Below are 11,799 nucleotides of genomic sequence, written 5' to 3' on the forward strand. Positions count from 1 at the left end.
GAGACGAAAAAGCGCCCGTAGCTCAATTGGATAGAGCACCAGACTACGAATCTGGGGGTTGGAGGTTCGAGTCCTTCCGGGCGCGCCATTCGCACCAAGTCGTCAGCGAATGAAGTTTCAGGCCGTTGAGTAATCCGGCCCAATCCCCCAGACAGCACATCGTCGATTAGTTACCCCCACGCTGGGTCATATGATTTCCCGCGTATGTTTTCGCCGTACCATCCCGGCTTTATCGCCCGCATGGGGTCGGCCGGGACGGTGGGCGACGTTTCTTCTTCAGCCGGCGACCGGCACCCAAGGAAAATCCGGGTAGAATTCCGCCATCAGGCGGTCGGTGTAAGCCAGCAGGTTGGGATACCCCAAGGCCTGGCGCCGCACGCCGCTGTCGAAGAACGGCGTCAGCAGGCCGGCCAGCACGCCCAGGGCGGTGGCATCCACGGCACTGGCCTTATCCCCCATGAAATAGGGTCGGTCGCCCAGCAGCAGCGACAGCGCGGAGAGGGAGCGGTCACACAGGGCCGCCACCTCCGCCGCCGTGTGCCGCGCGGGCCCGGCGGCGCGCACGTTCTGCGCGACCCGGTCCCGCGCCGCCTGGCGGACACCGTCCCGCGCCGCCTCCGGCACCCGGTCGAAGAACTGGGCGGGGCCCTTGGCGAAATTCTCCGGGATCAGCCAACGGCCGTAGACCACGCACCAGTAGAGCTGGTTTTCCAGCAGCCGTTCCAGTGCCCAGGACTGCGCCCGCTGTTCAGGCGTCAGCCCGGCATCCAGGTCGATGCCGTAGGTCCCCTCCAGATGCGCGCGGATGAAGGTGGTGTCGCCCACCCGCTGGCCATCGTCATCGATGAAGGGCAACTGGCCCTTGGGGCCCTGGTCGGGCATGGCCTGGGCCTTCACATAGGGCAGGCCCGCCATCTTCAGCTGCACCTCCGCCTTGATGGCGAAGGGGCTGGCGTCGGGCAGGCCGAACAGGCTGCCGCCGCCGAACAGGGTGATGGGCTGGGCGGGAAGGCCGGGGGGAAGGCCGGGGGGAAGGGCTGTGGGGGCGTTCATGGCGGCGTCTCTCTGAGGACAGTTGGCGATGGCCCCTGTCTACTGCCATCCTGCTGCCAACATGCTGTCAGCAGCAGACATCCAGGATGGCCCCATGAGACGCGCCGACCGCCTGTTCCAGATCATCCAGATCCTGCGCCGCACGCGCTTCCCCCTGACGGCCGACGCCCTGGCGGCGGAACTGGAGACATCGAAACGCACCGTCTATCGCGATGTCGCCGACCTGATGGCCCAGCGCGTGCCCATCCGGGGGGAGGCGGGCATCGGCTATGTGCTGGAGGACGGCTACGACCTGCCGCCCCTGATGCTGACGCCCGATGAGATCGAGGCCGCGGTGCTGGGCGCCCAATGGGTGGCGGAACGGGGCGACCCGGCCCTGGCCCGCGCCGCCCAGGACTTGATCGCCAAGATCGCGGCCACCGTGCCGGATCGCCTGCGCCCCTATGTGCTGGAGCCGGCCGTGCGCGTGCCCATGGCTTTACCGGGCCAGAACCCGCGCGAGACGCCGGCACATGCCCTGGACCTGGCCCGCACCCGCGCCTGGATCCACGCCGGCCGCAAGATCGCGCTGCGCTACACCGATGAGGGCGGGCGGGACAGCCGCCGCGTCATCTGGCCCGTCACCATCGCCTATTTCCACACCGCGCGCCTGCTGGCGGGCTGGTGCGAGTTGCGCCAGGACTTCCGCCATTTCCGCACCGACCGGGTGGTGGCCGCCGATTTCCTGGACGAGCGTTATCCCGAACAGCCGATCGCCCTGCGCGGGCGCTGGCTGAAGCAACTGAAGCGCCGCCGGCAGGAGGAATTGGGCTTCGCCCGCGATAATTAATACGCATATCTTATTATAATACCCCATATAACGGTGAATACGGCCGTTGACTCTCCATAAATGATAAGTCATAGCTTCTTATATGGAGACACACGGCGACATATTCGAGGCGGCGCTGGAGACGGCGCGCCACCTGCACCGCAGCACCACCGCCCTGTCGCGGCGTCTGCTGACGGCACGGCCGGCGGAAGGCCTGAGCACCACCAAGCTGGGCGTGCTGGGCCGGCTGTACCGGGAGGGGCCGGCCACGGCCACGGCGCTGGCGGCGTATCTGCGCATCCAGCCGCAATCGCTGACCCGCCTGCTGGCGGACCTGGAAAGCCAGGACCTGATCCTCCGGCGCCCGGACGCGGTGGACCGCCGCCAGGTACGGATCGAGATCACCGACGCCGGCAACCGCCTGCTGATCGGCGACGTGCAGGACCGCCGCACCGCCCTGGCCCGCGCCATGGTCGCTACGCTGACGCCGACGGAGCGCGATTTGCTGCGCCTGGCCGCCCGGCTGATGGACCGCCTGGCCGACGCCCCCCTGCTGACATCCGACACGCCCCCAAGCGAGGAACAGGACGAATGATGCGCCGCGACACCCTGGCGGCGGCAACCGCCGCCCTGATACTCGCCACCGGCATGCCCGCCGGGGCCCAGAGCTTCAACCCCGGCGGCCCCGACGCCGCGGCCTATGGCCAGGCGGAGGGCTATCCCGCCGGTACCGGCGACAATTGGTTTGAGAAGGGCCACATGGTCTGGGGCTACAGCCATTATGACAGCGTGGCCAAGACCCGCACCCTGCCGGCGGCGGCCCGGCCCTGGACCTTCAAGCGGGCGGCGGAGCCGGTGGTCCACTACGTCCCCGACATCCTGCATGTGAAGGACGGGCCGGTGCTGGGCCTGGACGACTACATGGCGCGGGTGCCGGCCACCGGCCTGCTGATCCTGAAGGACGACACCATCCTGGTGGAGCGCTACCAGTATGGCCGCACCGACAAGGACCGTTTCCTGTCGCAATCCATGGCCAAGACCCTGGTCAGCCTATTGCTGGGGCAGGCCATCGCCGACGGCCGGGTCAAGGGCATCGGCGACACGGCGGAAACCTACGTGCCCACCCTGAAGGGCAGCCCCTATGGCCAGACGCCGCTGAAGGCCCTGTTGCAGATGTCGTCCGGCGTGGCGTTCGAGGAAGCCCCCCACGACCTGTTCCACGACCTCCACAGCGGCGTGGACGCCGGCACGGCCCTGGCCAAGTACACCCAGCGCACCGAGGCGGCCGGCGCCAAGTTCCGCTATTCCTGCGGCGACAGTGAGACACTGGCCACCGTGGTGCACCACGCCACCGGCCGGTCCCTGTCCGACGACCTGGCCGCCACGGTGTGGCAACCCATGGGGGCGGAGGCCGAGGCGCGGTGGGAGGTGGACGCCAGCGGGCAGGAGATCGGCTGTTCCGGCTTCAACGCCACCCTGCGGGATTACGGCCGGCTGGGCCGCCTGCTGGCCCGTGACGGCGACTGGGACGGCAAGCAGTTGCTGCCCAAGGACTGGCTGCTGGCCATGACCACCCTGGACCCGGCCGATGCCCAGGTGGCACCAGGCACGGCGGCGCACTTCTACGGCTACGGCTATCAGGTCTGGGTGATGCCGCCCAAGGCCAGCCCGGACGGGCGGCGCCTGTTCGCCCTGCTGGGGGCGGAGGGGCAATACATCTTCGTCGATCCCAAGACCAGGCTGGTCATGGTCCAGACCTCGGTCAAGACCGACAACCAGCCGCTGACCACGCCGCGTTCGGAAACCCTGGCCCTGTGGCTGGCGGTCATCCGCGAACTGGACCGGTAGGTTTGTTCCAACGCCCTCAATCGCCGGGCGCCGACATCCGCCGGCTTGGGCTTCCTCAGTTTTCAGTCCGCTACGCTCCCCAAAAACTTCCGGCGGCTGCGGTCGCAACCTACGGTGGTGGCTTTACTCCTCGTCGTCGGTGACGCCCACCGCCTCACCCCTGAGGCGGCTGGGCAGCAGGTCGCCGGAGCGTTCCAGCACCGGATAGGCCGCGGCCTCCACCAAATGGGTGTTCACCCGCTTCAGGTCGCGCAGCAGATCCAGATGCAGGGCGCTGGTCTCGGCCGATTCCACCCGGCCGGTGCTGAGGCGGGCGAAGTGGGCGATGGTGGCCGCGTTCTCGCGACGGCGGAACACCTCCTTCTCGCGGGCCAGCAGGCGGGCGGCGCGGGCGTCACCGGTCATGAACAACGACCCGGCCGTGTGCAGATTGACGATCAGGGTGTCGACCAAATCCAGCAGGTCCCGCCGTCCTTCGGCGGAAAAAGCCAGGCCGCGCTTCAACCGCTTGCGCGCCAGGCCCATCAGGTTGCGGTCCACCACGTCGCCCGCATGTTCCATGTTCATGGCGAAGGTCAGGATTTCCAGCGCGCGCCGCTGGTCCCCGTCCGACAGGGCGTCAGTGTCCAGGGCGGAGAGATAGGCCTTGATGGCGGCGTTCAGCCGGTCCAGCACGTCGTCCATGCGTTTGGTCTCGGCCATGCGGCGGCGGTCGCCATCGTCCAGCGCGTCGCGCAGGCCCTGCATCATGCCCTCCAGCACATCGATCAGGCGCAGGGCCTCGCGCGCGGCGTTGCCCAGCGCCACCACCGGCGTGCCCTGGGCCGACGCGTCCAGGTACAGCGGCCGCCCGGGATCGGACGCATCCACCCGTGCCGGCAGCATCCGCGTCAGCAGCCGGGCGTAGGCCGGCAGCAAGGGGAAACACAACACCCCCACCGCCACGTTGAACAGGGTGTGGAAATCCGCCACGGCGCGGGTGACGTCCGGTTCCAACCGCACCATCAGTGGCCCGATCTGCCGGATCAGCACCAGGCCCAGCAGCACCGCCACCGCCCGGTTCAGCAAATTGCCCAGCGGCAGGCGCCGGGCCACGGGATCGTCGCCGGCCGCCCCCTCCAGCAACGGATTGATGGCGGTGCCCAGGTTCGCCCCCAGCACCAGGGCGAAGGCGGCCTGGGGCGGCACGGCACTTTGCGTCGCCAGCGACATGACCAGCAGCACCACCGCCACGCTGGAATGCGCCGCCCAGGTCAGCACCGCCGCCAGGATGACGTCCACCACCGGTTCGGTGGCGATGGCGCCCAGCAGCATCCGCAGGCTGGGCGCGTCCTCATAAGGGGTGATGATGGCCAGCAACTGGTGCAGCGCCATCAGCATCAGGCCCAGGCCGATGAAGCCCCGGCCCACGTCGCGCGAGGGCGACACGCCCCGGCGGAACAGGATGAAGCCGGTCAGGATCAGCACCGGGGCGATGGCCGCCACGTTGAAGGACAGGGCCTGGACGATCAGGGTGGTGCCGACATTGGCGCCCAGCATGACGGCCAGGGCCGGCACCAGATCCACCAGCCCGCCGGCGACGAAGCCGGAGACCATCAGGCCGGTGGCCGTGCTGCTCTGCAACAGGGCGGTGACGCCCATGCCCACCAGGAAGGACTGCGCCCGGTTGGCCAGCGCCCGGCCCAGAACGGCACGCAACCGGGCACCGAACGCGCGCTGCACGCCCGTCTGCACCATGTGCACGCCCCACAGCAGCAGGGCCACGCATCCCGCCAGATCGGCGAGCGCCAGGGTGAACTCCATCGGGCCTCCCGTGTCATCGGAAGCCAACCAGCGTCCGCCCATGATCCGAAGGGCGCAACACGCACCATGGTCCTAAGACGGCTGGACGATCACCGCCAGGGCCGGCGCGTCCGGTTCCAGGAAGCGCAACAGCGCCTCCCCCTCCTGCCGCAGGGCGTCCTCATCCGCCTTGGCCAGGGGGATGAACGGTTCCAGCGTCAGGGTAGCCAGTTTGGCCTTGCGGGTGGTTTTCCAGATACCGGCGACGAAGCCGTCCACCAGGAAGGTGGCGGCCACCTGCAAATTCTTGGACACGATGCGGGGGCGCCAGGCCTCATCCACGATGCGGGTCCGGTCGGCATGGGCCAGGATCAAATTGTCGAAGGCGGGGACATAACGCACCGGCGCCGGCGTTTCCGGCGGCGGGCGCGGGCCATCGGGCAGGTCATACAGGGCCCGGCCCTTTTCATCGCGCAGCACCACCAGGTCAGGCGCCATGCCGTCCAGCACGGGCTTCAACCCCTTCAGCCCGCACCAGACCTGCATGTCGGCGGCGGTCGCGGGCCCGAAGGCGGCCAGGTAGCGGCGCACCATGTCCTTGATGTCCGCGCCCTCCCCCACCGGCGTGGACAGCCAGTTGTCGGCGGCGATGTAGAGGGGGTCGTTGGCGATGCCCCAGATGCTGTCGTCCGGCACCGTCACCAGCGGCAGATGGCAACGCACGGCATGGCCCATGGCGCGGTCGTCCGGCTGGTCCGGAAAAGCCGCGGCCAAATGGGCGCGCAGATCGGTGAAGGTGCGGGGGCTGGCCATGTGCAGCCGGGCGGCGGCGGCGATAGGGTGGGGATCGATGTGGCGGGTGCGGTCGCCAAGCCCCAAGAATCCCGCGCTCAACACCGGTTGCAGCAGGGGTCGCCAGGCGGCGTAGTCGCGGGCGCTGACCAGATGTTGGGTCCCGCGCAGCAGGGTCCCCCGCACCAGGTGCCGGTCGTGCAGCGGGGCCAGCAGGTCCGCGCGCCGGAAGCCCAGCAGGCGTGACCACAGCCCCACGAAGGGCGGGCGGGGTTCCTGGGCCTGCAAACCGGCCACGGCCTCCACCGCCGCGACCGGGGTGGCGGCATGGCGGGACAGCAACATCTGGCGCGCCAGCAGGGCCCGGTTCAACGCCGCCCGGGACATGACCTTATTATTCACGTCGTCCATTCGTGAAATCATCCCCGCGTTTTCTGTATTATTCGGCAAATGCCGTTCCGCCATGTGTTCTTCGTTGGGAAATGCCTGCTGCCAGGGCTTTCCCTAACCCCCATATCAGGCATAATGATCCCATCCGCGCTTGCAAAAACGCGACATGACCCTTTGGCCGGGAGTTGCCCGATGACCGTTCGCACCACGCTTTCCGCCCTGGGCGTCACCGCCCTGCTGGCCGTTTCCGCCGGCGCCCATGCCCAGGTCGCCGCCCCGCAGGTGGGCAATGTGGAACTGAAGCAGCCCCTGCCCTACCCCTATGATGAGGCCATCGACAACCAGGCGGTCAACGCCCAGGTGGACGCGGCCCTGGCCAAGGCGAAGAAGGAACACAAGCGGGTGCTGCTGGATTTCGGCGGCAACTGGTGCGGTGATTGCCGCGTGCTGGCCGGCCTGGTGGAATTGCCCGAGGTTCACGCCTTCCTGGACAAGAACTACGTCATGGTGACGGTGGACGTGGGCCGCTACACCAAGAACATGGACGTGCCCGCCCGCTTCGGCGTGCCCAAGTTCAAGGGCGTGCCCACCGTGCTGGTGGTGGAGGCCGACGGCAAACTGGTGAACGGCGACGCCAGTTTCGACCTGACCGACGCCCGCCACATGGAACCGCAGGCCGTGGTCGATTGGCTGGCCAAGTGGGCCCCGCCGTCGAAAACCGCCTCGCGATAAACCAAGGGGCACGGGCGTTCGCGCCCTTGGAGGCCGGCGACGGCCGGCCCCGGAGTGAGCACCGCAGGGCGGGTACCGAGGAAGCCCAGGGCGCGGATGCGCCCGCCCGGCGATTGATGGCATATCGATAAGACAAAACAGCGTCGCGCCGGCACGCCGGCCGTCGTCACAAGACCGTAACGCAAGGGCCCTATCACAGGGGGAATGAAGGCACCGCCTTCGTCTCATCCGTGATGGGGCCTTTTGCTGTCCGCACCTACGACCGATAGGGGCCGTTGGCCCTGGATGCTGCTGGCGCTGTACCCGCTGGCGGGATTGCTGGATTCCACCCTGGTTTCGGCCGTGCCCGGCTGGGCCCCGTGGAATGTCCGCGCCGGCATCGGCCTGGCCCTGGTGATGCTGTGGGGCCCCCGCCGCCTGCCCCTGCTGATGGCGGCAGCCGTGGCGGGGCTGGCCTTGCGCGGGCTGTTGTTCCCCGGCACGGTGTGGGTGCCGTCCATCGTCCTCCCCACCCTGGCCGAACCCTTGGTCTTCGCCCTGCCGGCCGTGCTGCTGGCCCGCCGCCTGCCCCGCGATGGCGCCGCCTTCGTGCTGGAGGATGCGGAGGGTGTGATGCGCCTGTTGGTCCTGGCCATGGGCGGCGCGCTGGCGCAAAGCGCCCTGCTGCGGGCCCTGGCCTGGGGCCTGCCGGCTTGGCCGCTGGCGGGGGGCATGCTGACCGGTTGGGATGGACGGGCCATCGCGGCCGATCCGGTGACCATGGCCCTGCAGCACTGGATCAGCGACATGGCCGGCATCGCCGTCGCCACGTCCCTGGCGCTGGTGGCCCCCAGGCTGGTGCGCCACCTTCGGCCCGGACGCCTGCTGCGGGTCGAGGTACTGGCCCAGGTAGCGGGCATGGCGTTATCCGTGGCCGTGATCTTCCCCCGGGTGGTGGGGTCGCGTTTCTATCCCGTGTTCATTCCCCTGGTTTGGGTGGCGGCGCGCAGCGGCCTGCCGGGCGTCGTGCTGGCGCTGGCGGCGCTGGAAGCCAGTCTCAGCCTGGGGGGTGCCTTGTTCGACATCCAGCCCTACCAGGCGCTGAAGCTGCAAATCCTGATGCTGTCGCTGGCCATGACCGGCCTGCTGCTGGGGGCCGTCATCACGGAACGCGAACGCGTGCGGGCGGCGGCGGCCAAGGGTGAGGCGCGGCTGAAAACCCTGATCGAGCTGGCGCCCGACGGCATCGTCATCCTGGACGCCCAGGGCCGGGTGGACCAGGTGAACCGCCTGGTGGCCGACCTGACCGGCCGCCCGGCCGACAGCTTGCGCGGCCAGCCACTGGACAGCCTGCTGCGGCGCGAGGTTTCGGATGAATGGCTGGTGGCGGCCGACGGCGCCCCGCTGCCGGTGGAATCGTCGCTGTCGCTGGTGGATGAGGCAGGCGGACGCACCGGCGTGCTGACCATCCGCGACATCAGCGCCCGCAAGCGCGCCGCCGTGGCGCTGGGCCAGCACCGCGCGGCGGTGGAGCAGGCCGGCCGCAGCCATCTGTCGGGGGAACTGGCGGCGGCCCTGGCGCATGAGCTGAACCAGCCGCTGTCGGCCATCGTCAGCTACACCGGCGCCTGCCAGCGCGTCCTGGACGGCGCCGACGCGCCCGCCAAGGCGCTGGAACTGATGGCCAAGGCGGCCGCACAGGCGGAACGGGCCGGCGCCATCATCCGCCACATGCGCGAATTCTTCCGCACCGGCCAGGTGGACGCAGGCCCCGTGCCGGCCCAGGATCTGGCGGCGGGTGTCGCCCGCCTGCTGGCGGATGAGGTGGCCAGCGCCGCCGCCCGGCTGGATTTGGACGTGGCGCCGGACTTGATGCTGTCGGCCGACCGGCTGCAGGTGGAACAGGTGCTGATCAACCTGGTGCGCAACGCCCTGGATGCCCTGGCCGACCGTCCGGCCGGCGACCGCCGCGTCCTGATCCAGGCGCGCGCCACCGACGATGGTGCCCATGCCGACATCCGTGTGGCCGACACCGGCCCCGGCATCGCGGCGGAGGTCGCACCCCGCCTGTTCGCCCCCTTCACCACCACCCGGCGCAGCGGCATGGGTCTGGGCCTGACCATCAGCCGCGGCATCGTCGAGGCGCACGGCGGCCGTTTGCAGGCCCTGCCGGCGGAGGCGCCCCTGCACGGCGCCGTCTTCCGTTTCACCTTGCCGCTGGCCCAGGCGGATGCCACGCCACAGGAGGAATTGCCCCATGCCGCCGCCTGACGGCCTGACCCTGGCCATCGTCGATGATGACGAGGCCGTGCGCGACGCCCTGGGCGCCCTGTTCCAGGCGGAGGGGTATCCGGTGGCCAGCTACGCCTCCGCCCTGGAATTCCTGGCGGCGGGGGCCGACGCGGTGCCCGGCTGCGTCGTCGCCGACATCCACATGCCGGGCATGACCGGCCTGGAATTGCAGGCGGAACTGGCCCGGCGCGGCTGCGCCCTGCCCATGATCATCCTGACCGGCCAGGGCGACGTGCCCAAGGCGGTGGCCGCCCTGAAGGCCGGGGCGGTGGACTTCATCGAAAAGCCCTTCGCCGTGGACGCCCTGGTGCGCGCGGTGGAGACGGCCATGGACCGCAGCGGCCACACCCTGCGCCATCAGGCCGCGACCGAGGCCGCGCATGGCCGGGTGGAACAGCTGAGCGCCCGTGAACGTGAGGTCATGGCCCTGCTGGTGGCCGGCCACCCCAACAAGGTCATCGCCTGGAAGCTGGGCATCAGCGCCCGCACGGTGGAAAACCACCGCGCCAAGGTCATGGAAAAGACCGGCTGCGACAATGTCAGCGCCCTGATCCACCTGGCGCTTGAAATGGAGGCTGGCGTTCCGCCGCCTCAGGCCGCCATGGCCGTCTCGGGCTCGGCCGAGGCCAGGCGGTAGCCCACGCCCCGCAGGGTGTGCAGCAGCCGGGACTGGCCCGCCCCGTCCAGCCGGCGGCGCAGGCGTGAGGCCAGGGCATCCACGGCATTGTCCGCCACCTCAAGATCGCCGGCCCACAGCCGTTCCAGAATGGCGCTGCGCGGCACCACCGCCCCGTCGGCCTGCAACAGCAGGACCAGTAGCTGGAATTCACGCGCCGACAGCAGGACGTCACGCCCCGCCCGCCGCACGCGACGCTGGCGCACATCCACCGCCATGTCATCCAGGGCATAAGCCAGGCGCGGCCCCTGCCGCTTCAGCCGCAGCAGGGCCAGCAGCCGGTCCGCCACCAGGTCCCCGGCCAGGCCGGCATCCACCTGGTCGTCGGCACCCAGCGCCATGGCGCCGACCCGGTCGGCGGCACCTTCAGCGGCCAGGGTCACCACCAGGGTGCCCGGCAAAAGCGCCCGTGCCTGGACCACGCGGTCCCGCAAGGTGCGGCCCTCGGCCGGCAGCACCACCACGTCGACGGATCGCGGCACACCGGGCAGGGCCGCCAGGGCATCCACCTGCCAGCCGCGCTCACGCAACACCCGCGACAGCCGCGCCGCCGCCGGGAAAGCCTTGCCGATCAGAAGGGCACGCATGGGGCACCCGTGGGTGGTGGAACCATGTTGGCCACCCTAGGCGGAACACCGTCAGCGCCGATATCCGGGATTCTACCTACTGCCGCCCAGCACATAGCCGCGATGCCCCCGTGTGTGCAGCGGCACGGCGGCGCCCAGGGCGCGGCGCAGGCGGTGGATGTGGGCCGCCAGCCTATCGGCGGCATCCACCGCGTCGGGCCACAGCCGGGCGCGCAGTTCCGCCGCCGGCACCACCTGTCCCGCCCGGCTGGCCAACATCAGCAGCAGGTCGAATTCCAGCGGCGGCAAGGCCAGCGGCCGGCCCCGGCACAGGGCCACGCGCCGGTCCACATGCAGCGCCAGATCGCCCACGCGCAAGGCGCGGGAAGCCGGGTCAGCCAGACGCAGCAGGGTCGCCAGCGCCGTGCCCAAATCTTCCGGCGCCGTGGCCAGGGGCAGCACCAGGTGGGCGCCGGCGCGCAGCAACGCCCCCTCGTCCACGGCATCCACGTTGGCCAGGCACAGGGTGGGAACATCCCCGTCGGCCAGCAGCGCCACCAGCACGCGACCATCGGCGGCGGCCAGCAGCCGCACGTCGGGCGCCGCCTCGGCGGACAGGTCCCAACCCATCACGGTCAAAGCCTGGGACAAATCGGCCGCATCCCAATCGATCGCGGTCAGGGCAAGGCGGCCTGTCATCGTCCCGTCATGTATCAGTCAAATGAAATTCACAAGAAAAGCGGTGGACCTTAAGGCCTTATGGCGGCCGCCTGATCGGCAATACCTGAAATTCCCGTCAGGCTGCCGTCAAGATCCGCATCCCGTCCCGACTGTACCAGCGCGGTGAGCGAATTTGCAAAGCGCCAGCGCCGGACAAGGTG

Annotated in this window: 11 protein-coding genes and 1 tRNA gene; 7 read left to right on the plus strand and 5 right to left on the minus strand. The window is 69.7% G+C overall.

The genetic code is table 11. The features are described 5' to 3' along the window. Positions 1-11 precede the first annotated feature (11 nt). Positions 12-88: transfer RNA gene (locus PW843_20160), tRNA-Arg, on the plus strand. A 188-nt stretch (positions 89-276) separates the two neighbouring features. Here PW843_20160 and PW843_20165 read toward each other — a convergent pair. Beyond that, positions 277-1,053: a glutathione S-transferase family protein gene (locus PW843_20165; protein MDE1148887.1), complete on the minus strand. Its 777-nt coding sequence runs from the start codon at positions 1,051-1,053 to the stop codon at positions 277-279. Between the two features lie 94 nt (positions 1,054-1,147). On the opposite strand from PW843_20165, the gene PW843_20170 reads away from it, so the two are divergent. The 3 genes from PW843_20170 (at position 1,148) to PW843_20180 (ending at position 3,709) form a co-directional block, all read left to right on the plus strand. Beyond that, positions 1,148-1,882 (plus strand): YafY family protein, encoded by a 735-nt coding sequence (locus PW843_20170; protein MDE1148888.1) that lies wholly within the window; start codon positions 1,148-1,150, stop codon positions 1,880-1,882. An 82-nt stretch (positions 1,883-1,964) separates the two neighbouring features. Next, positions 1,965-2,456, plus strand: a complete 492-nt coding sequence (locus tag PW843_20175) for a MarR family transcriptional regulator (protein ID MDE1148889.1) — start codon at positions 1,965-1,967, stop codon at positions 2,454-2,456. Then, positions 2,453-3,709, plus strand: coding sequence for a serine hydrolase (locus PW843_20180; GenBank protein ID MDE1148890.1), 1,257 nt, complete (start codon positions 2,453-2,455; stop codon positions 3,707-3,709). The genes PW843_20175 and PW843_20180 overlap by 4 nt, the downstream gene beginning before the upstream one ends. 123 nt (positions 3,710-3,832) lie before the next feature. Here PW843_20180 and PW843_20185 read toward each other — a convergent pair whose 3' ends face one another. Together PW843_20185 and PW843_20190 are read right to left on the minus strand one after the other, a co-directional pair. Next, on the minus strand, positions 3,833-5,512 hold the full coding sequence (locus tag PW843_20185) for a Na/Pi cotransporter family protein (protein ID MDE1148891.1): 1,680 nt from the start codon (positions 5,510-5,512) through the stop codon (positions 3,833-3,835). Positions 5,513-5,584: 72 nt separating this feature from the next. Continuing rightward, the gene (locus PW843_20190) at positions 5,585-6,694 is read right to left on the minus strand and encodes a winged helix DNA-binding domain-containing protein (GenBank protein ID MDE1148892.1); all 1,110 of its coding nucleotides are present in this window, start codon (positions 6,692-6,694) and stop codon (positions 5,585-5,587) included. A gap of 171 nt (positions 6,695-6,865) precedes the next feature. Between PW843_20190 and PW843_20195 the strand changes: the two genes are divergently transcribed. The 3 genes from PW843_20195 (at position 6,866) to PW843_20205 (ending at position 10,313) form a co-directional block, all read left to right on the plus strand. Beyond that, positions 6,866-7,405: a thioredoxin family protein gene (locus PW843_20195; GenBank protein ID MDE1148893.1), complete on the plus strand. Its 540-nt coding sequence runs from the start codon at positions 6,866-6,868 to the stop codon at positions 7,403-7,405. Between the two features lie 285 nt (positions 7,406-7,690). Continuing rightward, positions 7,691-9,655 (plus strand): ATP-binding protein, encoded by a 1,965-nt coding sequence (locus PW843_20200; GenBank protein MDE1148894.1) that lies wholly within the window; start codon positions 7,691-7,693, stop codon positions 9,653-9,655. Next, positions 9,642-10,313, plus strand: a complete 672-nt coding sequence (locus PW843_20205; protein MDE1148895.1) for a response regulator — start codon at positions 9,642-9,644, stop codon at positions 10,311-10,313. Before PW843_20200 ends, PW843_20205 begins: the two co-directional genes overlap by 14 nt. On the opposite strand, the gene PW843_20210 is transcribed toward PW843_20205, so the two are convergent. Together PW843_20210 and PW843_20215 are read right to left on the minus strand one after the other, a co-directional pair. Continuing rightward, entirely contained in the window at positions 10,268-10,939 is a 672-nt protein-coding gene (locus PW843_20210) for a winged helix-turn-helix domain-containing protein (protein MDE1148896.1), read from the minus strand. The two genes, PW843_20205 and PW843_20210, sit on opposite strands and share 46 nt — an antisense overlap. A 72-nt stretch (positions 10,940-11,011) precedes the next feature. Then, positions 11,012-11,617, minus strand: coding sequence for a winged helix-turn-helix domain-containing protein (locus PW843_20215; GenBank protein ID MDE1148897.1), 606 nt, complete (start codon positions 11,615-11,617; stop codon positions 11,012-11,014). Positions 11,618-11,799 lie beyond the last annotated feature (182 nt).

The sequence above is a fragment of the Azospirillaceae bacterium genome, from assembly GCA_028283825.1.
In the GTDB taxonomy this organism is placed as follows: Bacteria; Pseudomonadota; Alphaproteobacteria; order Azospirillales; family Azospirillaceae; genus Nitrospirillum.